The organism is Chroococcidiopsis sp. SAG 2025 (assembly GCF_032860985.1).
Classification (GTDB): domain Bacteria; phylum Cyanobacteriota; class Cyanobacteriia; order Cyanobacteriales; family Chroococcidiopsidaceae; genus Chroococcidiopsis.
In genome coordinates, this window is record NZ_JAOCNC010000005.1 from 92,329 (window position 1) to 118,210 (window position 25,882).

Consider the following 25,882-nt stretch of genomic DNA (forward strand, 5'->3'; position numbering starts at 1 on the left):
GCATCAAGCTAACAAAGAGTTAGCCATGCAAGCAAGTGAGCAACAAAAGGCTAAACTTTCCCCATTTGAGGCATTTTTACAACAGGAGTTGCGTCTGAGCGAAGATGCTCGGAAGGCACGCCAGCAGGCAGAAGACTATATCAAATTTCAGGCTCAAGTTTTGTCCCAGGTGAATGATGCCATCATCGCGATTGACGATCGGCGTTGCATCACCTATTGCAACAGAAAGGCAGAGCAATTACTCAGTTTTAAAACCGAGCGAGTACTCGGTCGAACGCTGGAGGAAGCCTGTCACTATCGCTGGCTCAAACCAGAAGATGAGCAAGCTGCATTCGATTGTTTGGCAGCAACAGGTTCGTGGCAGGGAGAGAATATTCTAGTTAAAGTCAACGGGGAAGAAATATACGTCGAGTCATCGCTGAGCGTGCTCAAAGACGATTGCAATCGAGCCATTGGTCTGCTGAGCGTCATCCGCGATATCACACAGCGCAAGCGAGCCGAACAAAAAATCTACGAACAAGCTGCCTTGCTGGATATTGCAACAGATGCAATTCTCGTTCGCGGTCTGGACAACCAAATTCTGTTTTGGAACAAGGGTGCTGAGGGTTTGTATGGTTGGAAGGCACAAGAGGTTGTCGCTAAAAATGCCAATGAGCTTTTATACGAGGAAACTTCACCGCAGCTCGAAGAAGCGTTTGAGACTGTGATTGAGACAAGCGCGTGGCAGGGTGAGTTGCATCAAGTCACTAAACAAGGCAAGAAAATCATCGTTTTCAGCCGCTGGACGCTGATGCGCGACGAGCAGCAGCAACCGAAATCAATACTTACTGTTAACACTGATATTACAGAGAAAAAACAACTCGAAGCGCAATTATGGCGTGCTGGGCGATTAGAAAGTATTGGCTCCCTCGCTGGTGGAATTGCCCACGATTTAAACAACTTGCTGGCTCCGATTTTGATGATCGCTCAACTTTTGGAAACACAACTTCACGATGAGCGAAGCCAACGGTTGCTGCCGGTAGTAGTGACAAATGCTAAACGTGGAGCCTCTTTAGTCAAGCAAGTGCTGTCATTTTCGCGTGGGCTTGAAGGCGAGCGCACGCTATTGCAAGTCAGACATCTAATTGCCGAAGTTCAGCAAATTGCTCAAGAAACGTTTCCCAAAAATATTGAATTTTTGATAGATATATCGCCAAACCTTTGGGCTGTGTATGGAGATGCGACCCAATTGCATCAGGTTCTGATGAACCTAGTCATCAACGCACGGGATGCCATGCCTAGCGGTGGGACGTTGAGTATCTGTGCTGAAAACCTTTTGATTGATGAAAATTACGCTCAGATGAATCGTGATGCTGCTGTTGGTTCCTACATTTTCATTACTGTCACAGATACAGGAGTGGGTATTCCAGCCCAAATCGAGTCGCGGATTTTTGAGGCATTTTTTACGACAAAAGAACCGGGCATCGGTACGGGGCTTGGTCTTTCAACAGTCATGAGTATTATCAAAAGCCTTGGCGGATTTATCAAGATGCACACTCAGGTCGGGCAAGGAACTCAATTTCAGGTCTACTTGCCAGCAGCGGAAGGAACTCAAACGCAGCTAGCAGAAGATATCGAATTGGCGCTGGGAAACGGTGAATTAATTCTGGTTGTGGATGACGAAGCGGCAATTCGTGAAATTATTAAGGCATCGCTGGAAACATACCAGTATCAGGTGCTAACTGCTAGTGATGGCATTGAGGCGATCTCGCTGTACGTACAGCATCAGGATAGAATCAGTGCTGTAGTAATGGATATGCTCATGCCACAAATGGATGGTCTGACAACCATCCGCACGTTACAAAAAATTAACCCGCAGGTCAAGATTATTGCCACAAGTGGACTTGCCTTCAGCCAAGAGGTGAGGTTTGCTATCGGTACGGGTGCAAACGCATTATTATCCAAGCCGTACACAGCGCCGAACTTGCTGCAAACCTTACATTCTGTGCTTAACACCAAATAGAAAGAGATAGTAACCAAGCTAAGGCTCTTCCCAGATTTTGGTGCTCCGAGATTTTGAGCTCGACTCGCTCCAAAGTCTGAAACTCATACACACTGATGCTTCTAGCGCGGCAAAAATTGCTCATGACTTTTTGAATGTCGGTTATTTAAAGCTACCGTCGAAAAGTTTGAGCGCCCTAGGGTAATTGGGGCAGCATCAAGACTGATGCCAATTGCAAACGGATAAAGTCGAGCTTATTAAGGCGGCAACAAAAGGTCGGTGTGGGCTTTGATATATTACGCGACAAAACCTTACTACTCAACGATTTTTCACTTGGCGAAAGATGAAGCCAAATTTTCAAGTCTAGTCGAAGGGAATCAAAATTTGGTTGGAAGGGATAATTAAGGTTTGGCTTCATCCAAGCCTTAGCCTCTCAAGATAAGAAGCCCACACCGACCTTTCCGTGCCAGGTTAATAGGTTATGCCACAATACGGTTCAGTTAGTGTTCGAGGGCAAATTTAGAGATGCCGAAAACCTTATTCTTTCGTTAATCTTTACTATTCCTATTAAGAATAGTCTCAACTGTCTTCCTTAACTGAACCGTATTAGATTATGCCATCAGAGCGATCGCGCTCTGTTGAAAGCAAGTTATGACTAAAAGGCGATTGTTGAATCTGGGACGGAAAAATCGATGTGGTTACGCTATGGTCTCGAGCAGAATAATCAGTTGGTAGCAATCGAGGACGTGCCGAGTGGCAAAATAAACTTAGTTTGCCCGTATTGTGGGAACGAGCTAGTAGCAAAAAAAGGCTTAGTTCAAGAGCATCACTTTGCTCACGCTAGCGATACCTGCTACATGGTAATTAACCCTGCTTTGTCACTCTAGGCAGAAGAAAAGTAGAATTTCTGCCAATACGCCTAACAAAACTTCCGTTTGCGTCAAATGCTTCTCCCGCAGTTCTATCAATTTTGTCTTGGCACGGTCGTGAATTGTGTGGATGCGTTTGAGAAACATTTCTACCAAATGGTCGCGGGTTTTGACTTGCGCTTGATACAGCAGGCATAGTAGTAAAGTGCGACGCTTGGGGAGTTTGATGTCCTGAAATTCAGAAATATCTAGAGCTTTGGCGATCGCTGCCCAAGATGTGATTTTGGCTGGTGCGATCGCTGATATTAATCGTTTGGCATCGCCAAAGGACATTAAGGAGTTAAATTTAGCTTGAAGCTGCTGCATATGGGAAAGCGTAGCGCTTTTAGGCGGCGACTTCAGCAGATTCAACGTCGCACTTGCTGTGTCAGATTCTTTGGCTATCAGTCGATCTAAATATGCTTGTTCTGTCTGGGACAATCCAGCCGACACGCGCCCAAACAAACGAGTATTGGCGCTCGTGCGGACGCGATCCACTAAACGGTCAAGAGTGCTAAATGTAGGTAACTCGTACCTTTCCTTTACTAACTCCTCAATTGCCACATTTAGTAAATCGGCTGGATGGTCTTTCACAACTGCTGATGAAGCGATCGCTATTGCCGCCACTTTCTAAGCGATTTTGTCGTAAGGTTTGACTCCCAGGTACTCACGAATTGCCTGTCATTAATTACTTGCGCTCGCACTGAGGGAATTGCCTTGACCCAGTTCTTTAACTTCAGGCACGAGCGCAAGTAATTAATGACAGCCGCAGGTACTAATTCTGGGCTAGGAAAATAACCCAGGCGTTGAAAGGATTTAAGCATGAGCGTAAAACCCAACAATCCTGCATGGCTCTTAACACGGGACTTGACAAATTGGATTTCTTCTGGTGTCGGCGTGTAAAAATCGGCTAACTCCTTGGTAGAGGGATACTGTTTAAAGCGGGAATAGGCTGTACGTTCAACTACGGTCATGCAAGCAGAATTGACGGCTGTCATCGTGTAAGGGTATTGCTCCGAGAGCAACATCCTTCACCTTTGTGGTGTAAAGTATTTATCGTACTGTGTATTAGAGCACAATTGATACAAAAGAGAATTTGCCAATTCTTTGCGCTCGTTGCAGAGTAGTGGCGATACTCTGCACCTGTACGAGCAAGCATTGACAAAATCTACTTTTTTAGAATGAGTTGATTCAACTTGAACTAGATGCTACTAAAGAGCGAGTTTCTGGATTCAAACCTTGCCCGCTATTCGCTCTCAAGTCAATCTCGACTTCAAATGTTTCTATTTGTTGCTTTAACCATTCAGAAAACAAGTCTGAGATGATTTCTCGACGCAGTATATTGTCCAATTCTGGTTGAATTAGTTCGTCAACTAAAATTAGGTGTGCTCCTGAAGATGTCAAAACTGGTTTAAGAATTTGAGGAGGATTAGCTGCGAAAACAGCAGCAGAAATTTCTGGTTTCAGCTTTGTGCGAGATAAAGCTCCTAAATACCCTCCTTTTCGGCGTAGCTCGATATCTTGAATATGTTGGCGAGCAACTTCGTGAAAATTCACCTCGCCCTCCTGTATTGCATAGAAGAGTTCCATAGCTAAATCCTCCTCCAAGACTACTTCGTACAGAATTGCCTGGTTGTAATCAAGTTGATGCTCGACAAAAAAGGATTCGACCCGCTCGGCGAAAAGATGTTGCGCTAACTTTGAGGAAGCGACGCTGACTTCAACCAGCTTTTCAAATTCATCTAAAGAAAGGCAATGCTTTTGCAGCCACAACCAAGTAACGTCAGTACTGCGAAGATTGCTGAGCAGGCGTAGATTGTCTGCTGCTTGCTGGAGTTCTTCTGGCTCTACTTTTATGCCTTGTTCTTCTTGAGCACGCGCAATAATTTTGCGAGTCAGAATACCTTCGACAACAGAAGGAATTTGACAGGAAAGCTTGATCTGCTGAAAAATTTCTTCTCGGCAAATAGTCATAACTTCCGACATAGTACAACTCCTAGTAATTAAGGTGAAAGCGAGCGCTTAAAGTTCTATACCGCCTTGTTGCAACTTCTTAAACGGATCGAGAATGAAATCAATCAGGCGGCGCTGTCGGACAATAACCTCGGCAGTTGCAGTTTGACCTGCTGTCAGGACAACTCTTTTGTTTTGGACGGGAATATAAGTCTGCTCTAACGCAATTTCCAACTCAAAAGTTTCTACCTTGCCCTGTGGCGTTTCTTCAACTTTGGAGTCGGGTGAAATCCAGCGCAGATGCCCTTGTACTATTCCATAATCCTGAAATGGATAAGCATCAAACTTGAGTTTGACTGGCATTCCCACGCGCAGAAACCCACTTTCTTGACTTGGCATCTGCGCCCGAAATACAAGCGGTGCTTCTTCGGGTGCAACTTGAGCGATCGCCTGCCCTGGCTGCAAGACTGCACCAGGATGTTGGACCGATAGCTGAAAAATCGTGCCGTCAGTCGGAGCATGGAGAACTCGCTGTCGCAGTTGAAATTGCAAAGATTGAATCAGTTTTTGGGTTTGGGCAATTTCCGAACGCACGTCGCTCACCTGGGACTGAAATTCTTTGAATTGTCTTTGATATACACTTTGTTGTTTTTCCAGCTCCGTCCGAGCTTGTTGTACCTCTAGCTGATTTTGTTCTAGAAGCCGTTGTCGCTCGAATTTCACGCCTTCTATTTCTTCTAATTTGATTTTGGCGATCGCTCCCTTACGCCATAAATTCCGATGGCGCTGCACGTCCTTGTGTGCCACAACTAGACGATATTTTTCTAGAGCAGATATTTTCTGGCTAGAATTCAGCCGCTGCTGAACTTGATCGAGTTGAGCCAACTGCTCGGATTGAAGCTGGTTTTTCATCAGCTCTAGTAGATTTTCTCGATTCAGTAGACCTTCAAGCTTAGCTTGAGACTGCTGTAGCTCTGTGCGAGTTAGCTCTGACTCTAGTTCGAGTAAAATCTGCCCAGCTTTTACAGCTTGACCTTCCTTTACCTTGATGGCAGCGACTGTTCCAGCAACTGGTGCATCTAATTTCAAAGTTTTGCCCTTTGGCTCCAGCCGCCCCCTGGCACTACCTGTTTCATCAACTTTGGCTAGCGTTGCCCAAGGTTATTGAACGACAATTAAATAGACCGAGTGACGACAACTAACTTGACTGCTACACCAAGTTGACGAGACGACAATTATCTTCAGCAACCGCTGCCAAAAAAAAGACACTAGGCAATGTCAATTAACGCCAATTAATGGACTGCCTAGTGTCGGGAAAAAACGAATTAATTTCAAACAGGTTCAAATATACATGAAAGCGAGAGAATCTGGCTGCACGCAGGAAACAGCAGCAGCAAAGGAAGGATTTTCGAAGCGTACAGGTAGACGCATTGATGCGGGAGCTCATCAACCGCAACGCGGACGACCCCATGACTGGCGTACCCGCAAAGACCCATTGGCTGAGGTATGGGACAGCGAACTAGTTCCGCTATTACAAAACAACCGCAATTGCAAGCGATAACGTTGTTGGAAGCGTAATAAATTATTATGTTTTGTACTACATTGAAACATGACCTTCACAAGCGACTAGTTTATTGAGAATTTATAGTTCAATCTCCCACTTTTTCGTCGCTTATTCTCATTAAGCCTTAGGTGTTCGACGGCGTACTACAAAACACAATAATTTATTACGCTTCCTTTACCGACTCTACTATGACCGTTGCTGCTGTAGATCGCTTGGTACATCATGCTGTCATTCTCGAAATCCTTGCACCCAGTTTTCGTCAACAAGCGGCTCTACAACGCTCTTCTTCTACTGACCAAAAGCAACCAAAATAATTGTCGCGCATTCGTCAAGATAGTTGACATTTCATACAAGGTAGCACGATCGCCACAAATAACACTAGAAAATACAGTAGTCCGCGCGTCCAAACCTGTGGCAACGTATCAATCAGTTCCTTGGTTAAGGAAGACCAATCGTCGCTCACAGATTCAGCAGATTCTGACTGAGTTAGTAATGTCCGCTCGGGTTTATGAGAATCTAAAAGCTTTTCCGACAAACCTTGGTTGCTAGGGTAGTGACCGTTTTGACTGAGGCGGTCTTGTGTATTTAATGAGTTTGACATGATTGCTTAATGATGATTATCTTCAGCCTGCTATAGTTAGTTTGTTGCTGGTTAAGGTAGAAGTAGTGACCGCGTTTAGAGCTGATTTATAAAGTAAAAATCAAGCAGCTAGTCGTCTCAGCATCAGCCGTACCATAGCAGCGTAGACCATAGATTCACTTATTTCCGGTAGGAGTTCATAATCCTTACTTAGTCGTCGATAGCGTCCTAGCCAGCCAAAAGTTCGTTCAACTACCCATCTTCTGGGCAAAACTTCAAACCCATCTGTAATCCGCTTAACTATTTCTACTTCTGCACCGCAGACTACCATTACAGCTTGTGCAAAATTCTCTCCACTGTAGCCACTATCTGCCCAAATTAGCTCTAAAGACTTAGAGTTATAGCACTCTTCTAGCAATGCCACTATTGCTCCTAATCGTTCTGAAGCATTAGCTTCGGTGATTACTACACCCATTAGTAGTCCTTGAGGATCTACTACGACATGGCGTTTGCGACCTTTAACTAGCTTGCCGCCATCAAAGCCGGATACTTCCCCTTTTTTTCCGTCGTTTTACGGACTGGCTATCCACAATTGCAGCAGTAGCTTGATGAGATTTGCCCAGCTTCATCCGTACTTGTTCACGTAAGGCAAAATTTATCTGCTGCCAAATTCCTCGTTTTTGCCAACGCCGAAAGTAATAATAAACCGTTGAATAGGGTGGGAAGTCATGTGGTAGCATCTCCCAAGCACAGCCAGTTTTCAGCAAATAAAAGATGGCATTTACTACCTCACGCATATCCACAGTACGTGGATGTCCTCCTGGTCTTACAGGTGGAATTAATGGTTCAATGATTTGCCATTCTCGATCGGTTAAATCACTTTTGTAAGCTTTTCTACTCATGAGGCAATGCTTTGGGCTACTGTCTTGTCATAGTAAAAGCCTCTTGCCTCCATTCTCGCTGCTTTCAACTTTTCTTTATAAATGACCTCTGAAGGATAGTTATCTTGGGAATATTCACAGGTTTAGATTTAAAGTAATTGATGTTGCCTGATAACATTTCAATTAATCCCCAATCGTCAGATACATTAGCACTCGTTGCAGTGACTAAAAAAAGGAAACCCCAAGGTATCCACGGCTAAATGCCTTTTAATTCCGTTTGTGGCTTTGTAAAAACAAAACCCCTTCGACTTTACACTGGCATTACAAGTATTTTTCACCGCTTGTGAATCAATGATGATTAAAGTTGTCCATTTAGCTTTTTTTTGACCTGACGAGCGCACTTGTCCATGTAAGACGCTCATCAGTTGCTCAATCACCCCAGCTTCCCGCCATTGAATGCAAGTGCCAATAGACGGTTGAGTAGGGAAGCAGATCTTTCGGCAAGTCTTCCCAGTTGCAGCCGTTCTTGAGTTGATAGAAGATGCCATCCAAGATTTCCCGCTTTGTCCAGTTAGACGGTCTAGTCCGTTTCTTCCGAGGTAAAATCTGAACCAGGAACGGTTCAAGAATTTCCCATTCTTCGTCTGTTAGGCTACTTGAGTACGGCATGGCGGCTGAATCAGGCTTTGGCGATAACGTTACTTCATTGCCGTAAAAGATGTCAAATGGGTTCCATAGGCATACTTTTTGACTAAGTAGCCCAAGGCTCGCTCAGTCAGCGCCTTGCCCGTTTTCTCTGAAACAAACAGATAATTAGTATCTGGTGTCCGAGTTTTGATAAACTCACTCAGCACCGCTCTAGCTGTCGCATTCAACGGGACTTCTCGGTATTTGTTGCGTTTGCCACGAACTTGTAAGATGCCACTACGTTTCCCTAGATGAACCTGTTCTATATGAAGTGTGCAGACTTCTTGGGCACGCAATCCAGTATGAAGCATCAGCACAATTATTGTTCGGTCTCTGAGGCTACCAGAATTCGTTACAGCTGCGACCAAGGCAGATTCTTCGGCATTACTTAGATGACGTGGTGGAGAATCAACTGTTGGGATTAACTTCACAACAGCAGCAGGGTTATTGTCAATTAATCCTGTCCTGCTCACCCAAGTAAAATAGCTCTTCAATGTTATCAAATACCGATTCACTGAAGCTGGTTTCAGCTTCAATGAATTCTGTAAGTAAGAACGATAGCAAGTAATCGTAGGTGTAGCAATTGTAGTCAGTACAAAGGATTTTTGAATTTCCTGTCCTTCTGAAGCAGTTTCCTCATACCAAGCCATAAACTGGCGCAGGTCTGAAAGGTAGTTACGGATAGTGCTCGGACTGACATCAGCCAAGTCGCGTAGGTATGATTCACATTGTGCTAAAGTTTTCTGTCCGATTTTTGATATGAGTGGGATACTACCTCGCTTCATGGCGTATCGCTGACCTCTAACTTTGAGTTGAGATGCCTTATCTTTAGTGTAAAGACATTAGCAGACATGAACGAAGGGGGATATCAGGAGCATTAGCAGACATTTTGGCATCCTGACCAAACGTCTGTTTTGGAGGACACCAAATTACTGCGATTGAACGTACCGCTTATCCTCAATTCAAGCAGCACCCTACTGCAAAAGAATTAGCAGAACTTTACACTCCGACAAAAGAGGAAATTCAGTTTGCCAATGCTAAGGCTCACGGTAATAACGGACGGCTAAGTTTGCTGGTAATGCTGAAAGCCTTCCAACGACTCGGTTACTTTCCCCATCCAGATTTTGTTCCACTCCCAATTATCAACCACCTCCGCTCCATTCTAAAACTGAGTGCTAAGGTGTCAGCGATTCCCTCTCTACGTTCCCGTCGTCGCTACACTGAAGCAATTCGAGCCTACTTGGACGTTAAGCCCTATGACAATGTAGCCCAAGAATGTGCTGCAAAAGCTATTGCGGTTGCCGCATCCGTCAAGGATCATCCTGCGGATTTGATAAATGTGGCGATTGAGAAGTTGGTTAAAGAGCGTTATGAGTTGCCAGCCTTTAGCACCATTGACCGACTAGCTAGCAATGTCCGCTCCATCACCAACACTCGTTTGTTTGGGCAGGTGTGTGCTGGATTATCCCAAATCGAGCAAGCCTACCTGGATCAATTGCTCTTGTCAGAGTCACAGCAGTCAATAGCCACACTGAATTTGTTAAAATCCCCGCCCAAAAGCGCCACTCTTTCACACATGCAGGAACTCCTGGCTAAATTTAACTCCTTGATGTCCTTTGGGGATGCCAAGCGATTGTTATCAGGCATTGCGAGCAGTAAGGTAAAGTCCTTTGCCGCACAAGCAAAAGCATTGGACAGGTCAGAGTTTCAAGATCTAAAGCTCCCCAAACGCCGCACTTTACTACTGTGCCTACTGTACCAGGCTCAGGTTAAAACACGAGACCACTTGGTGGAAATGTTTCTCAAACGTCTGCAAACTATCCATAACAACGCTAAAGCCAAGCTAGTCGAGTTGCGAGAAAAGCATCTGGCGCAGACTGAAGCTTTGCTTGGAGTTTTGGCGCAAATATTATCTGTTTCCAGTGAAAACATCGACGACGCAGCTTTAGGACAACAAGTACAGTCCGTCTTCACCAGTCTAGGAGGTTCACAACTGTTGTTAGAGCAGTGTGAGGAAATTGCAGCTTACAACAGCGATAACTACTTCCCCCTGTTATGGCAGTTTTATTCTCGCTACCGTAAGCTTCTGTTTGGACTGGTACGGTCATTGGATATCCGTTCTACGACCCAAGACCAATCACTGATGTCAGCCCTGACTTTTGTGCTTGAGCAGGAACATCGGCGAGGTAAGTGCTTGCCTTTCGATATTGATTTAAGTTTTATCGGTGATAAATGGCGGCGGTTGGTAGTCAAACGCCAAGATAATACTGAAGTTTTGGTTCGCCAACAACTAGAGATTTGCGTCTTCACCTACTTGGCACTGGAGCTAAAGACGGGGGATGCTTGTGTAGAAGGGTCAGAAAACTATGCAGATTTCCGTGCCTGAGTTGCTCACTTGGGATGAGTATGAACCCATGATGGAAGAATATTGCCTCTCACTTGGCATCCCCTCAAATTCCGAAGATTTTGTTCAGCATTTGCAACATTTGCTCACTCAAACAGCAGAATCCGTAGACCAAATCTGTTCTGATGGTAAGCAGGTTAGCATCAGCAAGGATGGAGAGCCTTTACTGAAACGCATTCCTGCCCAAGAAAAACCTGATGGGGCAGCAGCATTAGAAGCAGCTATTTTGCAACGCCTGCCAGAGCGCAGCGTCCTGGATATCCTTTGCAACGTCGAGCATTGGCTCAACTGGACACGACATTTTGGTCCGTTGTCTGGTTCAGAACCCAAAATGGAGCAGCCAATGGAACGCTATATTCTCACAACCTTTGGCTACGGCTGTAACCTGGGACCGAATCAAACAGCTCGTCACACCCGAGGGCTGGTAACTTCCCACATGCTCTCCTACACTAACCGCCGTCACGTTTCCGCCGAGACACTACAAGCAGCAATTCGGGATATCATCAACGCCTACAATCGTCTCTCACTTCCAAAGTGCTGGGGTAGTGGGACTCGGGCAGCGGCGGATGGTAGTAAGTTTGAGATCTACGAAAACAACCTGCTGTCAGAGTACCATATCCGCAGGGCGCGGTTATGGTGGGATTGCTTATCACCACGTTTCCGATAAGTACATTGCTTTGTTTACACACTTCATCACCTGTGGTGTTTGGGAAGCGGTGTATATTTTAGACGGTTTACTGAAGAACATTTCGGACATTCAGCCGGACACGCTGCACGCAGATACTCAAGGACAGTCTGCACCTGTGTTTGCACTGTCGTATCTTTTGGGAATTAAATTAATGCCACGCATCCGTAACTGGAAGGATTTCACCTTTTTCCGTCCCACCCAGGACGCAGTGTACAAATACATTGACCCGTTGTTTAAAGCTGTGGTGGACTGGAAGCTCATCAAGACCCACTGGCAAGACAGTAAAGCGAGTGGTGCTGTCGATCAAGGCGGGTAAACTGATGCCTTCCACAATACTTCGTAAACTAGGCAGCTATAGCCGTAAGAACCGTCTGTATCAAGCTTTTCGAGAGTTAGGACAGGTGGTGCGAACAATTTTTTTACTGCGATATATTTCTGACCGAGGGCTGCGCCAACAAGTTACTGCCTGCACCAACGTCGTGGAGGGATATAACCATTTTCTAGATTGGTTATCTGAGATCTTGCACCATTCTCAATAAAGGGTTGCCAAAAGAGCCAAAATCTGGAAGAAAGGGCGTAGGAATAATTTGAGTTGACGATTATGGAAACCATCGTCGAATACGCCCAAGGGCTAGTCTATAGCCTTCTTTGCTTAATGCCTAGCACATACCAGAAAGCCAGTCTAAACGCCCTGTTCGGGCTGTTTCTTGAAGCTCAAGGATATCCTTTACCCCAGCACACCCAGGTGAAATCCGCTTCTTCATTGAGTCGATTTTTGAATCACTACAATTGGTCTACTCGTAGCGTGATTCGCACGACTCGTCAAATGGTGTTGCAGCAAGTGACCGCTCATCCCCCTCATCCAAGCACTCCTTTGCGAGTGTTGATCGATCTAACGACATTCGAAAAGTGCGGCAAGTTTTTGCAGTTGAGTACGCCGACGAATGACCCCAAGGCACCTGACCCCTGGGTGAGAATACTTAACGGTAAGCGGGGATTACATTTAGTAGTATTGTACCTGGTGGTGGGTGAGTGGCGAGTGCCTTGGAGCTTTCGGGTCTGGCGGGGCAAAGGCTATCAAGCGCCCAGTACAATTAGCCTGCAAGTTGTTGGCAACGGTTCCAACCCAGTTGAGTCAGGGCAGGGTGGTCATTGTACAGGCAGATACGGAGTTTGGCACCGTAGAGTTTCTCAAAGCAGTGCGAAAGCAGTCGTGGCGAGCAGTCGTGGGGATGCGCTGCAATCGCAAAATGCAGGACGGTCGTCATCTAAAGCAACTGTATCGCCATGCCAACCGTGGACAACAGGTGTATTTAGCGGGAGACACACAGCCACTGACGGTGTCCTGGTTCTGGCTCAAACGAGCCGAAGGCAAGCGAGAACTGCGCTTTGTCGTTTCTACCCATCCTTACTCTGGCATTTATCTGGTGCGGCTAGGACGTAAGCGCTCTTGCATTGAGGGCTTTTTCAAAACGAGCAAACATCGTTTTGGGCTGCATCGCTTTGGGCAAACTACGAAACTTGGTGTCTATCGCTGGCTCATCAAGAGCGCTAATTGCCTATCTATTGGCGCATTGGATTGACCAATGGTCACTACCTCCTGTCCTGGATTGGAAAGCTGCCAGTGATTTGGCATTAACTGTACTGTTTCCCTCGGTTCTGTGGTTACAATTGCTGCGGTTCATCCGAGTCAATGCTGACATTGCTGCACAATTCGATTTTGAAATTATCCTCAAACCTTTACCCATTCTTGCTTATCGAGAATGCTGCAAGATCTGAGTTATTCATCGGCAAGGATGGCATGATTACAGAAAACGATCCCCAAGAGCTGGAAAAGCGAATTAAATACCTAGATTTGGTAGCAAGTGCGGTTATTCTCCAAAATGCGTTCGATCTATCCAAAGCAATTCAAGCTTTGAGTCTAGAGGGATACCCGATTCATCAAAAGGAAATTGCTACTCTTAGCCCTTACATCACTAGACACCTCAAGCGGTATGGAGACTATGTGGTGGATTTGCATAACATCCCACAGCCGTTAGAGGGAGCAATACTCCTTCCAATTGAAATTATTGAAAGCTATATATAGCAAGTGCTTCCAGAGAAGTGGCACTTTTGATAGGGTCGAGGGGAACATTACTGTTCCACCCCTCCCGTCCGAAACCGTGCATGAAAGTTGTCCCTTCACACGGCTACTCAATGTGTTTCCATTTTGTCAATATGGGACTTCAAACTGCCATCATTGACAGTTTTCTCATCGTGGCAATGGCGATGTAATAATTGGAGATTTTGCCATTCCTTCTTACCTCCACAAGAAATGGGTTTAATATGGTCAATTTCCAATAAATCGCTTTGTTGAAAATGTAGGTCGCACCAAGCACATTTACCCTTTTGTTGTTTGAGAAGCTTCGCTTTAGTAGTAGGCATCTCAGGGTGTTTGCTTAGTCTTGAACTCCAGTAAATTAAGTCTCCATCAAAAGGGCTTTTATCACCAATCACCTTGACATAATCGTTCACGCTGGAGTGAAATTCGCTATGTGATAGTAATCGTAAAGGATTACTTTCTGACCTGGTGGTAAATACCCAGTGGTTGTCTCCTATGGGGTGCCAATATTTTTGATGACCCTGATTAATGCTTCCGGTTTGTCTTTTAGCCCATCTTCTTAAACGAAGATAGGTGATTCTATCTAACCGAGCAAAATCCCCGGTAGTTCCAGCATCTGAAACTCTATAATATGATGCCCATCCCCTAATAACAGGGTTCAGGTCTTTAATGAGTTCCGCTTGGGAATGAGACCTGTGTTTTGTGATGATGCTTTTCATGCGTTGTTTATGAGTTTCAATTGCCTTCTTTGAAGGGGTAATGAGAGTGATGAAACCAAGATGGATACCTTGACTACTTTTATTGTCTCGGTACTTCCCTACTTGTACTTGTTGAATGTGGTGTCCCAGAAAATCAAATCCAGGTTTACCATCTTCACTTAAGTGGGGATGTAGCGTGTGTGCTATCCGAGTCTTTTCAGGTTTCAATTCTAAACCAATACCTTTGAGCCAATCTTTGATGATTTCCTCACATCTTTTTATGACCGCTAGGGATTCATTTATGACCACGAAGTCGTCCGCGTACTTGATACAAGTAACTTGGGATATTTCGCAGCCAAATCTGCTTTTTGCCCCTCTGATTTTTCCTGCTGAATTAGTAGGAAAATCATGGTTTATTAGGCTTTCTAATCCATCTAAGGCGATGGATGATAATAATGGCGAAATCACCCCGCCTTGAGGTACTCCAGCCGTTGGGGCAGTAAAAGCTCCTGAATCTATCACTCCCGACTTTAGCCAAGCTTTGATTTGTCGCCTGACTGAACCGTTCATGTTTAGCTTCAGAATTAATGCTTCCTGATTTATTCGGTCAAAACATTGCGAAATATCTGCATCTAAGACATATTTAGGTTTCGATACTATGCAGTTTTTGATGTGTTTGATGGCATCATGGCATGATCTCCCGGGTCGAAAACCGTAGGTTGATGGCTCAAAACGAGCCTCCCATTCTGGCTCAAGGGTAGCTTTTACTACCGCCTGTAGGGCACGGTCAAAGATAGTGGGTATTGAGAGTGGTCTAAATTCGGTTTTCCCTGGTTTGGGTATCCATATCCTACGTGTAGGTTTGGATTTACCGTTAATGAATAGACCCTTTGCCAAGTTAAATCGCTCCGCTGGGGATAGTGATTTAATTCCATCCACTCCTGCGGTCTTTTTCCCTTGATTATCTTGTGTTACCCTTCTTACCGCTAATACCCGATTCGACCAGGACCTCATTAGGGTTTTCTGGAGCTGTCGAACTCGCTTCCTATCACCACAACGTGAAGCGGCATAGATGCGTTTTTGCAATTTAAAGACATATCGCTCAACTTTTCGCCAGTTGATAGTCTTCCATCCCTCAGTATCCATTGTTGAATCTGATTTAGGCATATTCACTGCTACTTACACCTCTAGATACAAACACATTGCGGGTTATGTCTGCTTATCCTGGATATTACTCCATCCCTTTTCAGGCTTTGACCGTTAGTTCGGTCTAGGCATTTGCTTGTTAACCCATCCCTCCCAAATAATGCTTTTGGCTTGACTGCTTACCTATATATCGACCACTATAGGAACTATCATTTGGGTTACTTCGTTCCTGATATCCATTGTTTTGAGTCTTTAGAGGGTGTCTATCCACCGGGGGTCATTTGAGGTACGCTGCTTTGGTTGCAAGATCCTAACAGTCCAAACCCCTTGCCGGTTATTTCCAGCCCAAGGTGTGTCCGGAACACAAGCTTATATCCCTTGGTGAGATCTAACGATGGCTCAACGACACTTCGTTTACTCTCCTCATAAACTCTTGCTGGCAGTTGGTGCTTTCAGCAATTGCCACCATTAACTGCTTTCATCCCCGCTTTACGAATTTGATAGTCAGTCTCCTTCGTAGGGGCTACCATTACTGGTAGTTTATGCGCTTTCATCCCCGCACCAGGGTGGTAAGAGTTGGCTTTCTAGGTTAATCGCCTCACTTACATGGGTATCAAGTTGTCACTAGTAGAGGATTAAAGTGCGAACTCATCCCATTAAGGGTTACTCTACTAATGCCTGGAATCCCCCCAAATCTGGGTTTCTCCAGAACGAATCGCACTTGCACTTATCTCGGCTCAATCCCTAGTACTGCACCTGCACACCTACTGATTGCTCTCCTTGTTTGAGAAAGCCTGTTTCATCAATTGCCAGAATATCTGTCTCGCTCTTCAAATGCTCCCCTGCATACTGCTTGACAAAGGCACACACTGCATCCGCATCCCACTGCGCCCGCCCTAATAAATGCTGCAACCTATATGGATTGGTATAGCCCACTTGCTCAGCCATTTGCCATCCATTCTTCCGTTCCACGGGGCTGAGAAGGGCTTGAATGTAATCGAAAGCAGCTTGGCGTGCTTCTGAGCGAGCAAAGTGCAATCCTGTGCTTTTGCTGAAACGTCTTGAGTGTGCTACTCCATTCGGATAGGGCTTCTAACGCAACACCTGTTAGGAATACGTTGGATGTGTCAAGCATTGCTACTATTCATCTACTTCTAAATACAGTCTAGCTTATCTACAACTGTAATACTTAGAAGGCTCATCATCGGGTCTACCGACAAAATTGATTTGTGAAGAAATTTTACGAGAACGGAACATTTTACGTAAAAAGAAAAGTAGAAGCCGGAGATACATGGGGATATATTTAGTCCCTCAAAATCATCTTTGTAAATTGCAAAGCTCGTATCTCAGTCAAGCGTGCGGGCGACGGCTCGTTAAATCCAAAGTTCTGAAGTTAGATCTGAACATCGATGCACCCCGTAGCTCCATTTTTTGACGCACCAACGTTCAAATCCAATCGAGATAGCAGTTCACATTCGCAGATTGCATATTTAAGAGGTGAAATATGAAACTCACATATCGTGGCATGACATACGAGCGTCATCCTTCTAAAGCTGACGCTCGCCCATTCGTTCAAGTTCGCGAACCTGGAGCAGCTTATCACCTCAGTTATCGTGGCGTGACCTATTGCATCGATCCTCAAACCAAAGCTACCCAAGTACCTACAAAACTAGTAGGTCAGAAATTGATTTATCGAGGCATCACCTACTACAAGTTGATGTATCAAGGCAGCACCTTCTCAGTCAATAGAAAGGTCTGAGGAGTTAGCGCACTAGTAGGGCGCTCTCGATCCAAATTCCAGTTAAAGCAGCCACATGATTTCTCTGTAACTCTGTTTGGGAATAGGAACTAAATCAGATAAGGAATATGAATTACAACTCAACTCCACTAGCTCTTGTGAGCGAGCGAGAATTTGTAGCTACTGAATCTTCCTCTGGGGACGATTTCAATAGATTTACACCAGAAGAAGCGGCTTCAGGAGAAATTTTAGCACCGCTCTCCCCAGAAGAACAACGCGATCGCCATCTGTTAGAGTTGAAGGTAAGGCAGGCATTCTATCAAACAGGTAAAGCACTTGCCCAACTACGAGAGCGACGGCTGTATCGCTCTACACACAGAACATTTGAAGCTTACTGTCAAGCTCGGTTTGGCTTTTCTCGTCGTTACAGCGATTATTTGATTGCTGCTACTGTCGTGATAGAAAATTTGCAACAAATGAGAACGAATCGTTCTCAAAATCAGCCACATGAACCAGAGCAGTTCGATGAAAATAATGTCAGCGCCCTCCAGGCTCGAATTTTGCCTACCAAGTTGGAGCAAGTGAAGCCTTTAACTAGCTTAAAGACTGCTAACGAGCAGTGGCAAGTGTGGTACCAAGCCATAGAAGCAGCTAATGGTAAAGTCCCTTCTGGTCGAATTGTTAACGAAATTGTCGCGCAGCTCAAAAAAAAGCCCCTCGTGCTAGCTCAACACGATTGGCAAGTAGGTGATGTTTTCACCCTAGTCAATCTCGAAGGTCAGCAGAGGAAATATAATGGCTGCTGTTGCATCGCAAAAGAGCTGACAGACTCGACGGTAACTGTTGAGGTACATGATGCCACTATGAGTGTGAAACTAGAAAACTTGAACGAGATTGCTTCGTCGGATGACAAGCGACAGTTGCCACAGACTTTGAGGCGGGTGAGGCGACTGCGAGAGATTGAATCACTCGACCGAGGAGCAGAAAATCTTCTAAAAGACTTGAGCAAGCGGACTAATTTAACTCCTGTAGAAGAAGGTTTGTTGTCTTGGATAGAGAATTACTACAGGGTTACGGAGTAAAAAAGCAAATTGTAGAAGCAGCAGTCTACCCAAATCTAGTGTAACTATTAATACAGCAATGCAAGCGATTTTTACTCAAGCTATTGAGTTAGTTATGGCAGAAAATCAACGCGTACTGCAAGCGATCTCTTATCCAGCAGTCGAGCAGTTGGCGCAAAAAATAACGGATGCTGAGCGAATCTTTGTAATTGGTGAAGGTCGTAGTGGTTTGGCGATTCGGATGGCAGCAATGCGACTAATGCATTTGGGCTACCAGGTTTACGTCGTGGGTGAAACGACGACACCATCGATTCAATCTACCGATTTATTCATCGCTTGCTCAGGTTCTGGCAGTACTGAAACTGTGTGCGCCATTGCTACCAAAGCAAAGGCGATCGGAGCATACCTTGTAGGAGTAACAGTCGACAAGCAATCTTTGTTGGGTCAACTTGTCGATCTTCCAATTGAACTAGCAGCGGCAACGAAGCAAAATTTTGATAATGCCCAATCGCAACAATTTGCTGGTTCTTTGTTTGAGCAATCAACCATATTATTCTTTGATACTTTGTTCTATGTCCTGTCGCAAATGCTCAATAAAAATGCTCCGTTACTCCTGGCTTCGCACGCCAATTTAGAGTAATGTACTCGCCGTCGATCGCCTCATTCCAAATCGTCAAACGCCCATGAGTAGCATTGGAACAGAAATGTACGCTAAGCTCAAAATGCTGAATGAGAAAGCATTTTAGCACTTAGCCAACTTTGCCTAGTTAAAGTCTAACTAGGCAAAGTCAAAAAGTTATTTGACAAAACGATCGGGGTTTCAGCTTATTCGGAAGATAGTGGCTAACTTTCGTTTTAGGCAAAGTTGGTCTTAACGTACATTTTTGTTCGCCTGCTACTCAAGCGCCTCAAAGTAAATTATCAAAGGAATACCATGAAACCTTATCTTTGGATCGCTTACGATTACACCTCTACGTCACAGTCCTTAGCGATGTTGGAGACAATTCTGGAAAAGCATCCAGATCCAGACATTATTCATGAAATCGGTAGACCGACGCTGCTTCATGCGGCGCTAGAGGGATTTCCCATCGTTGCTGAATTCCGCCAGCGATTGAACAATCGTCAAATGCTTGTAGCTGACTTTAAAGGCTTTGATGTTCCCTATAGCGCAGAAGGGAATGATTACTATGCGGCTGGAGTCGATTTAGTCACGGTCATGGCAGCGGCTCCCAATGAAGCAATTACTGAGGCAATTAACGGTGCAAACGCTCATCAGAAACTCGTTGCCTTCGATCTGATGACTTACCAGGATGAAAATTGGAAAGTTATCAGAGCGCAAGAGTTAGCAAGTTTGGGAGCGAGCTTAATCAGTTGCCATACAGGTTGGAACGAACAAGCGGCTGGAAAGAACCCGTTCGCATTGATTGAAAAGGCTTGTCAACAACTTAAACATACCTCTACTAAAGTTATCCCAATGGGAGGACTCAAGCCCAGCGATATCAAAAACTTGAAACCGTATGCCGAGCAGATTTTCGCGATCGCTGTCGGCAGTGCGATTACCAGAAGCAACGATCCCAACGCGGCGATCGCCCAGTTCCAACTCGAAATTGATCGATTAAAGCCACGTCTCCTTTCTAATGCTCCGTGGGCAGCGATCGAACGATAAAACAAGTTGTACTTTATACGAAAATGAGGAAAAATCAATGTTTGATCGCTCTTTAAATCGTCGTCGCTTTCTGCAAAATGCTGCCCTATTTTCTACTGGGTTAGCAACTTCATTAGCCTACCAGAAGAAAGCTGTTGCTATCGACCCATCAGCACCTGTTGAATATATAGTAGTTGGTTCTGGTGCGGGCGGCGGTCCTCTCGCTGTCAATCTGGCAAAGGCAGGGCATAAGGTCGTTTTAATCGAGGCGGGTAGCGATGGTGAAGCCGACGATCTGATTCAAGTGCCATTATTCAGCCCGCTGGTCGGCGAAGACCCAAGAGTGAGATGGGACTATTTCGTGCGGCAGTACGCAGACGAGTCACGTCAAAAGCGCAATAGTAAGTACGTTGCTGACCGAGGTGGTGTATTGTATCCGCGAGCTGGTACGCTGGGCGGATGCACCGTGCATAATCTAATGATTACGATTTATCCCAATAACAGTGATTGGGATGCGATCGCGGAAAATACTGGCGATCCTAGTTGGAAAGCCGAGAATATGCGAAAGTATTTTGAGCGGATGGAGCAGTGCCGCTATGTTGAGCCAAGCACTGACAACCCAACACGTCATGGATTTGATGGCTGGCTGACAACCGAGATTACCGATCCCATGCTGTTCTACAAAGACAGCAATATGCAGCAGATCTTGCTTTCAGCTGCCCGTGAGGCTGGTGACGAAAGCTTACTTGACGCATTTTTACGCAAGGAACTCGATCCAAATTCTTGGATGGTTAACTTAAAGGATACTGAAGGATTCTACAACATCCCGCAAGCGACTCGCAATGGTCGGCGGCGTGGTCCGCGTGACTTGATTAGAGAGACTGCTGCTGCGCTACCAAACAATCTGATTGTTAAAACCAACACCCTAGTCACTCGCGTGCTTTTCCGTGGCACGACTGCAATTGGTGTTGAGTACCTTGAGGGCGCTCATCTTTATCGCGCCGATCCGCAGGCTCCGCTCGATGGATCGGAACCCAGCTCCAGAAAGGTGATGTATGCTGCTCGCGAAACGATCTTGGCAGCAGGAGCTTTTAACAGCCCTCAGATTCTCAAACTCTCCGGCATTGGTCCGGCAGATGAACTACGCCAACATGGGATCGAGCAAATTGTTAACCTTCCAGGTGTTGGCGAGAACCTGCAAGACCGCTACGAAGTCGGTGTGATAACGCAGATGAATTCAGATTTCAATCTCACCCAGAACTGTACCCCAGGAAAAACGTCAGATCCTTGTATGGCTCAGTTTGAGCAGGGTCAGGGGATTTATACGAGCAATGCTACGTTCGCAGGTCATATTCGGAAGTCCGATCCAGCCCGACCAGTTCCCGACCTCTTCATCTTCGGCTTACCTGTACCATACCAAGGCTATTATCCTGGTTGGTCTAAGCCCCTCTCAAATGTAGGAAACCAATTCAGTTGGACTGTGCTGAAAGCGCACACGCGCAATCGCGCCGGAACCGTAAAACTACGCTCAGCCGATCCACGGGATACTCCCGAAATCAACTTCCATTACTTTACCGAAGGCAGCGACAATGAAGGCGAGGATTTGGCATCTGTGGTGAATGGGGTAGAATTTGTGCGTCGGATGAACGCGCAGATTGCAGATATCTCACAAGAGGTAATTCCAGGTTCAACGGTGCGATCGCGCGAAGAGATTAGCCAATTTGCGGAGGCTGAGGCGTGGGGGCATCATGCCTCATGCAGTAACAAGATGGGTCCAAAAAACGATCCTATGGCGGTGGTTGACAGTGAATTCCGCGTTCACGGTACGCAAAATCTGCGCGTTGTAGATGCTTCGGTCTTCCCGCGCGTTCCTGGCTACTTTATCGTCACACCGATCTATATGATTAGTGAAAAAGCAAGTGACGTTATCTTAGCCAGCGCCAAAAGTCAAAGGATTTTGCCTGTCTATGAAAATAGGTGAGTATCCTTTCATCTATTTTTCCAAATCCATTTAGATGCACGACATTGTGCTGTAATTATTTGTCAATTGGTTTGAGAGCGATCGAGCTATTTGGGAAGGAGTTTCTACACCCATTCTCATGCTCAAGTCCAACCCCAACAAAATGACGGCACATAAGAGCGCAAATCGTTCTGCGTTGCGTGCGTTGGCACTGTGGCTATCCGCTACACAACCCGCAACGACTTCCTTGCCATAAATCGCAAATGAGAGCTAGTGCAGGTCGTTGGATCTAGCAGCTTTCTCTAAATACCGAGTTGGCGTAAATGGCTAATTGGGCGCGATTTTTCAGGTTGAGTCGCTCTAGCAAATGGGTAATATGAGTTTTCACCGTTCCTTCGGCAATATATAACTGGTTGGCAATTTCACGATTTGTCGAACCGTCTCTGACCAAACGCAACACATCTCGCTCGCGAGGCGTGATCGAGTTTAGGTCTTCGGGCAAAGCTGGTTTTGATTCTGACTTGTTTGCATCTTCTAGAACCCTTGTCATTAGCTTAGCCAACAGCCCCTGTCCCATTTGAGTATAGCCGCGATAGGCTAGTCGAAGCGTCTGCACTAACTCTTCCGATGGCATATCCTTGAGCAAATATCCAACTGCACCTGCTCGGATGGAGTCGGCGATGTATCGATCGTCATCAAATGTACTCAAGACAATGACTTTTACATCTGGAAACTGTTGAGAAATCTCCCGTGTAGCTGCTCGACCGTCCATAACTGGCATTCGCACGTCCATCAACACCAAATCGGGGTGCTGAGAGGCTACTTGAGCGATCGCCTCCCTACCATTATTTGCAGTTCCTACTACCTGCAAATCTGGTTCCAGCTCAAGCATTGCTTTTAACCCTTGGCTGATAATGCTTTGATCGTCAACAAGCAATAAGCGGATCGTACTCATGGCAAAATTTTGCTGTATCATTAATTCCTTGATGATACAAGTGTCAGAAGCTTTGGCAGTTGTAAGCTATATATTTACTCACTATCGACTAATTATTCGTCCATCAATTGATAGATATTTATTCGATTAACTTTCATTAAATCAAAAAATCTTGTTTATAAATCGACTCTCAATTTGGTAATGTTCTAGAAGTGTTGTTCAGAGATACCGCCCTCTCGACATCAACCAGAACCTATGGTTCGATAAAAGTAATTAGGATTAATTTAATCATGCTCAAACAACTCTCCGTAGCTCTGGTGGGAGCAGCATTGATGAGTGTTGGAATCGCACCAGCAGTACAAGCAGAAAAATTTCAAATTGAGGTTTTGGCTAATGGTCTTGACAGTCCCAGAGGACTGACTTTTGGTCCAGATGGTGCTCTCTATGTGACAGAAGCGGGTCGAGGTGGTGATGGTGCTTGCATTCCCTCCCCCAGTCAGCCAGGTGCTGAGTTATGTTACGGTGCGTCCAGTGCTTTGACACGCATTAAAGACGGTAAAAGCGAGCGAATTGTTACAGGTTTACCGTCTGTAGCATTACCGGATGGCAGTGACGCTTCTGGGGCACATGACATAGCATTTGATGCCACTGGAAAACCATATATTCTGTTTGGTTTAGCTGGTAATCCAGGCGATCGCGAGAACTTATTAGGTATTCCTGACTTCGGACAGTTGTTCGCTTTTGAGATGTTAAACACAAACGCTGCGCGCAGACCAATTGCCGATTTAGCAGCTTATGAAGGTGCAAATAATCCGGATAGCGGAGACGTTATCAGCAACCCCTATGCTTTCTTAATTAAGGGTAACACCGCTTATGTTGTGGACGCAGGTGCAAACGATCTTTTGCGTGTGGGACTGGATCGAAGCGAGCTAGCAGTGCAGACTGTGTTTAGTACACGCTTAGTGCCGAATCCGTCTGGCGGTGCCGATCTTCCCATGCAAGCAGTACCCACCTCTGTCGCCATTGGTCCCGATCATGCCTTGTATGTGGGTCAGCTCACAGGAGCGCCTTTTCCAAAAGAGGGGGCACGTATTTATCGAATTGATTCTAACGATCGGCCACAAATTTACGCTGATGGCTTCACAAATATTATTGATTTGGCTTTCGATTCCACCGGCAATTTGTACGTCCTAGAATACGCTACTAATTCAATCTCATCTGGCGACACAACTGGTGCTTTGATTCGCATTGCACCTGATGGAACTCGCACAACGATTGCCACTTCAGAACTCATTTCTCCTACTGCCCTAGCACTTGATTCTGAGGGGGGAATTTATATTTCAAATAACGGCTTTAACGCTGGGAAAGGACAAATACTTAGGCTTGTGCCTCAAGATAATTCAGTTTCCGAACCGAATTCGACATCAAGTCGGTAATGTCTTAGAAGAGTTGTTATCGTTTGGGGAATCTGCTAAATGGAATCAACGCGATCGAGTATGGTGCGACTAGCATTATCGCTGTCAAAAATCCGAGTGCGATCGCGGCACATTTATCCGAGATTAAGGAGACTGCACCTAAAAGCAGCGACTTTTCTTCAGTCTGCTTATTGGGTTCAATACAGAAAGTAGGCAATTCAAGCAAAAGAATTAGATCGTGTATTTGCTCTTTTCCAGTTAGTGACTATCATGCAAACAAGCGATCGCCAATTATTGTTGCCAAAGGTATACTTTATGAAAACAGGCGATTGCTTGCAAGTAGTACCCTAACCTCTCTAAGGCTATGCCTTTGTGATACCAAACTAGCTCAGAGTTTGGATTAATCTCAGTAGCTCGATTGAAGCTAACAATTGCCTTTTCGTAACGTCCTCTAGCACTTAATGTTATGCCTCGGTGATACCAAGCAATGAAAAAATCAGGTTTAAACTCAATTGCGCGGTCAAAGCTGTTGAGTGTCTCTTCGTAGTGCCTCAATTGCAAAAGCGCTTTTCCTTGCTTGTACCATGCCCAGTAGCTATCTGGTTGTAATTTTAGCGTCCGCTTAAAGCAAGCAACTGCTTTTTGATAGCATCCCCAGTCAATAAATGTAATGCCTTGGTTGTGCCAAAAAATTGAGATGTCTGGATTGAACTCTATTGCGCGGTCAAAGCTGTTAACGGCTGCTTCGTATTCACCTAACTTACCTAAGGCAATACCTCGGTTATGCCAAATCCAAGCAGCATTAGGTTTAATTGCTAATGCTCGCTCAAAATTAGCGATCGCCTCATCGTGCTGACCCAACTTTCCCAGTATAATGCCTCGTTGCGACCAAGCATCAGCATAATCTGGTTGGTATAAAAGCGCTTTGTCGAACAGGGCGATCGCTGCTTCATGTTTTCCAGCTTGTTCCTGACATAACCCTTGCTGGAAAAAAAACTTGGCTTTTAGGTGAAAATTTGCTTTCATTAGTTATTCATCAATTTAAAGGTGGGTTGTCCTCTGTTGCAGAATCTCCAGTTCTCAACCAGGAACTCTTGCTCGTGTCGAATAAATGTCACAGACTGAAGGTGACAAATGTCACCGCCACCTTAGTCACTGTATATTTAGTACGGTCAACCGTCACAGTTTATGCGAAAAAAACATAGTCCCAACGAAAGGAGATTGTGTCGCAAAAAGTTAGGTGAGATCGTACTGTAAAGAAGTCTTGTCATTGATGCTCAGCTTTCCATTTCCACTCAATCCCTGTTCAACATAAGAGATTAAACAACCGAGCTAAACTTTACCATCAATGGAATTGGTTGCCAGAGAAGAAAATGCGACGGTTTAAATCAGCTCCCTCAATTTCTCAGATTAAGTATATACAATGCATTAAGAAAGATCTATCAGTTCCTGAATTTTTCGCCTAACATTTTCCAATCAATCGCTAAAAATGTCATTAGTGTTGTAGAGCCATTGCAATTGAGATTTACCAAGCCAGC

28 protein-coding genes and 3 pseudogenes are annotated in these 25,882 nt (G+C 45.2%); 18 read left to right on the forward strand and 13 right to left on the reverse strand.

What is annotated here, in order from left to right:
- Positions 1-25 precede the first annotated feature (25 nt).
- The gene (locus N4J56_RS37750) at positions 26-2,002 is read left to right on the forward strand and encodes a PAS domain S-box protein (RefSeq protein WP_410500832.1); all 1,977 of its coding nucleotides are present in this window, start codon (positions 26-28) and stop codon (positions 2,000-2,002) included.
- 671 nt (positions 2,003-2,673) lie between these two features.
- A complete protein-coding gene (locus N4J56_RS41670; protein WP_410500800.1) occupies positions 2,674-2,868 on the forward strand; it encodes a competence protein CoiA family protein in 195 nt (64 codons plus the stop codon).
- Here N4J56_RS41670 and N4J56_RS37755 read toward each other — a convergent pair.
- The 4 genes from N4J56_RS37755 to N4J56_RS37770 form a co-directional block, all read right to left on the reverse strand.
- Complete coding sequence (locus N4J56_RS37755; RefSeq protein ID WP_317112067.1) at positions 2,860-3,516, reverse strand: DUF4158 domain-containing protein; 657 nt, start codon at positions 3,514-3,516, stop codon at positions 2,860-2,862. The genes N4J56_RS41670 and N4J56_RS37755 overlap by 9 nt on opposite strands.
- On the reverse strand, positions 3,504-3,917 hold the full coding sequence (locus tag N4J56_RS37760) for a DUF4158 domain-containing protein (RefSeq protein WP_317112068.1): 414 nt from the start codon (positions 3,915-3,917) through the stop codon (positions 3,504-3,506). The genes N4J56_RS37755 and N4J56_RS37760 overlap by 13 nt, the downstream gene beginning before the upstream one ends.
- A 163-nt stretch (positions 3,918-4,080) precedes the next feature.
- On the reverse strand, positions 4,081-4,875 hold the full coding sequence (locus N4J56_RS37765) for a peptidylprolyl isomerase (protein ID WP_317112070.1): 795 nt from the start codon (positions 4,873-4,875) through the stop codon (positions 4,081-4,083).
- A gap of 36 nt (positions 4,876-4,911) precedes the next feature.
- Positions 4,912-5,931, reverse strand: coding sequence for an HlyD family efflux transporter periplasmic adaptor subunit (locus N4J56_RS37770; RefSeq protein ID WP_317112071.1), 1,020 nt, complete (start codon positions 5,929-5,931; stop codon positions 4,912-4,914).
- 262 nt (positions 5,932-6,193) lie between these two features.
- Here N4J56_RS37770 and N4J56_RS37775 point away from each other — a divergent pair, with 262 nt between their 5' ends.
- On the forward strand, positions 6,194-6,403 hold the full coding sequence (locus N4J56_RS37775) for a hypothetical protein (protein WP_317112072.1): 210 nt from the start codon (positions 6,194-6,196) through the stop codon (positions 6,401-6,403).
- Between the two features lie 131 nt (positions 6,404-6,534).
- The gene (locus N4J56_RS37780; RefSeq protein WP_317112074.1) at positions 6,535-6,720 is read left to right on the forward strand and encodes an ATP-binding protein; all 186 of its coding nucleotides are present in this window, start codon (positions 6,535-6,537) and stop codon (positions 6,718-6,720) included.
- 14 nt (positions 6,721-6,734) lie between these two features.
- On the opposite strand, the gene N4J56_RS37785 is transcribed toward N4J56_RS37780, so the two are convergent.
- The 5 genes and pseudogenes from N4J56_RS37785 to N4J56_RS37800 all read right to left on the reverse strand — a co-directional run bounded on the left by N4J56_RS37785 (position 6,735) and on the right by N4J56_RS37800 (position 9,339).
- A complete protein-coding gene (locus N4J56_RS37785) occupies positions 6,735-7,007 on the reverse strand; it encodes a hypothetical protein (RefSeq protein ID WP_317112076.1) in 273 nt (90 codons plus the stop codon).
- Positions 7,008-7,107: 100 nt separating this feature from the next.
- Positions 7,108-7,888 (reverse strand): IS5 family transposase gene (locus tag N4J56_RS37790; protein ID WP_317112078.1). Its coding sequence is split into 2 segments (ribosomal slippage): positions 7,108-7,555 and positions 7,554-7,888, totalling 783 coding nucleotides; the frame shifts between segments, so codons are not numbered across the junction.
- A 91-nt stretch (positions 7,889-7,979) separates the two neighbouring features.
- Positions 7,980-8,289 (reverse strand): annotated as a pseudogene (locus N4J56_RS41675) (transposase); the annotation flags it as partial.
- 7 nt (positions 8,290-8,296) lie between these two features.
- On the reverse strand, positions 8,297-8,536 hold the full coding sequence (locus N4J56_RS37795; protein ID WP_317112079.1) for a transposase: 240 nt from the start codon (positions 8,534-8,536) through the stop codon (positions 8,297-8,299).
- A 29-nt stretch (positions 8,537-8,565) separates the two neighbouring features.
- Positions 8,566-9,339 (reverse strand): tyrosine-type recombinase/integrase, encoded by a 774-nt coding sequence (locus N4J56_RS37800; protein WP_317112080.1) that lies wholly within the window; start codon positions 9,337-9,339, stop codon positions 8,566-8,568.
- 152 nt (positions 9,340-9,491) lie between these two features.
- Between N4J56_RS37800 and N4J56_RS37805 the strand changes: the two genes are divergently transcribed.
- The 7 genes and pseudogenes from N4J56_RS37805 to N4J56_RS37835 all read left to right on the forward strand — a co-directional run.
- A complete protein-coding gene (locus tag N4J56_RS37805) occupies positions 9,492-10,940 on the forward strand; it encodes a DUF4158 domain-containing protein (protein ID WP_317112448.1) in 1,449 nt (482 codons plus the stop codon).
- Positions 10,921-11,625: a Tn3 family transposase gene (locus tag N4J56_RS37810; RefSeq protein ID WP_317112081.1), complete on the forward strand. Its 705-nt coding sequence runs from the start codon at positions 10,921-10,923 to the stop codon at positions 11,623-11,625. Before N4J56_RS37805 ends, N4J56_RS37810 begins: the two co-directional genes overlap by 20 nt.
- Before the next feature lie 10 nt (positions 11,626-11,635).
- The gene (locus tag N4J56_RS37815) at positions 11,636-11,962 is read left to right on the forward strand and encodes a Tn3 family transposase (RefSeq protein ID WP_317112082.1); all 327 of its coding nucleotides are present in this window, start codon (positions 11,636-11,638) and stop codon (positions 11,960-11,962) included.
- A gap of 4 nt (positions 11,963-11,966) precedes the next feature.
- Complete coding sequence (locus N4J56_RS37820; protein ID WP_317112083.1) at positions 11,967-12,185, forward strand: Tn3 family transposase; 219 nt, start codon at positions 11,967-11,969, stop codon at positions 12,183-12,185.
- 570 nt (positions 12,186-12,755) lie between these two features.
- The gene (locus tag N4J56_RS37825; protein WP_317106468.1) at positions 12,756-13,229 is read left to right on the forward strand and encodes a transposase; all 474 of its coding nucleotides are present in this window, start codon (positions 12,756-12,758) and stop codon (positions 13,227-13,229) included.
- Between the two features lie 46 nt (positions 13,230-13,275).
- On the forward strand, positions 13,276-13,425 hold the full coding sequence (locus N4J56_RS37830) for a hypothetical protein (protein ID WP_317106469.1): 150 nt from the start codon (positions 13,276-13,278) through the stop codon (positions 13,423-13,425).
- 1 nt (position 13,426) lies between these two features.
- Positions 13,427-13,732, forward strand: a pseudogene (locus N4J56_RS37835) (Tn3 family transposase); the annotation flags it as partial.
- Between the two features lie 107 nt (positions 13,733-13,839).
- Here the strand turns inward: N4J56_RS37835 and N4J56_RS37840 are convergent.
- Both N4J56_RS37840 and N4J56_RS37845 read right to left on the reverse strand, forming a co-directional pair.
- On the reverse strand, positions 13,840-15,612 hold the full coding sequence (locus tag N4J56_RS37840; protein WP_317112085.1) for a group II intron reverse transcriptase/maturase: 1,773 nt from the start codon (positions 15,610-15,612) through the stop codon (positions 13,840-13,842).
- 723 nt (positions 15,613-16,335) lie between these two features.
- Complete coding sequence (locus tag N4J56_RS37845; RefSeq protein ID WP_317112086.1) at positions 16,336-16,629, reverse strand: transposase; 294 nt, start codon at positions 16,627-16,629, stop codon at positions 16,336-16,338.
- A 466-nt stretch (positions 16,630-17,095) separates the two neighbouring features.
- On the opposite strand from N4J56_RS37845, the gene N4J56_RS37850 reads away from it, so the two are divergent.
- From N4J56_RS37850 to N4J56_RS37870, 5 genes are all read left to right on the forward strand, one after another.
- On the forward strand, positions 17,096-17,350 hold the full coding sequence (locus tag N4J56_RS37850) for a DUF4278 domain-containing protein (protein ID WP_317112087.1): 255 nt from the start codon (positions 17,096-17,098) through the stop codon (positions 17,348-17,350).
- A 107-nt stretch (positions 17,351-17,457) separates the two neighbouring features.
- Complete coding sequence (locus tag N4J56_RS37855) at positions 17,458-18,411, forward strand: hypothetical protein (protein WP_317112088.1); 954 nt, start codon at positions 17,458-17,460, stop codon at positions 18,409-18,411.
- Between the two features lie 94 nt (positions 18,412-18,505).
- The gene (hxlB, locus tag N4J56_RS37860) at positions 18,506-19,030 is read left to right on the forward strand and encodes a 6-phospho-3-hexuloisomerase (protein ID WP_317112090.1); all 525 of its coding nucleotides are present in this window, start codon (positions 18,506-18,508) and stop codon (positions 19,028-19,030) included.
- A gap of 294 nt (positions 19,031-19,324) precedes the next feature.
- The gene (locus N4J56_RS37865) at positions 19,325-20,056 is read left to right on the forward strand and encodes an orotidine 5'-phosphate decarboxylase / HUMPS family protein (RefSeq protein WP_317112091.1); all 732 of its coding nucleotides are present in this window, start codon (positions 19,325-19,327) and stop codon (positions 20,054-20,056) included.
- A 37-nt stretch (positions 20,057-20,093) separates the two neighbouring features.
- Positions 20,094-22,016, forward strand: a complete 1,923-nt coding sequence (locus tag N4J56_RS37870; RefSeq protein WP_317112093.1) for a GMC family oxidoreductase — start codon at positions 20,094-20,096, stop codon at positions 22,014-22,016.
- A 268-nt stretch (positions 22,017-22,284) separates the two neighbouring features.
- On the opposite strand, the gene N4J56_RS37875 is transcribed toward N4J56_RS37870, so the two are convergent.
- Entirely contained in the window at positions 22,285-22,950 is a 666-nt protein-coding gene (locus tag N4J56_RS37875) for a response regulator transcription factor (protein ID WP_317112095.1), read from the reverse strand.
- Between the two features lie 269 nt (positions 22,951-23,219).
- On the opposite strand from N4J56_RS37875, the gene N4J56_RS37880 reads away from it, so the two are divergent.
- Positions 23,220-24,365 (forward strand): ScyD/ScyE family protein, encoded by a 1,146-nt coding sequence (locus tag N4J56_RS37880; RefSeq protein WP_317112097.1) that lies wholly within the window; start codon positions 23,220-23,222, stop codon positions 24,363-24,365.
- Between the two features lie 270 nt (positions 24,366-24,635).
- Here N4J56_RS37880 and N4J56_RS37885 read toward each other — a convergent pair whose 3' ends face one another.
- Positions 24,636-25,370, reverse strand: a complete 735-nt coding sequence (locus N4J56_RS37885) for a tetratricopeptide repeat protein (protein WP_317112098.1) — start codon at positions 25,368-25,370, stop codon at positions 24,636-24,638.
- 281 nt (positions 25,371-25,651) lie between these two features.
- Here N4J56_RS37885 and N4J56_RS41680 point away from each other — a divergent pair.
- Positions 25,652-25,738 (forward strand): annotated as a pseudogene (locus N4J56_RS41680) (IS6 family transposase); the annotation flags it as partial.
- Between the last annotated feature and the right edge of the window lie 144 nt (positions 25,739-25,882).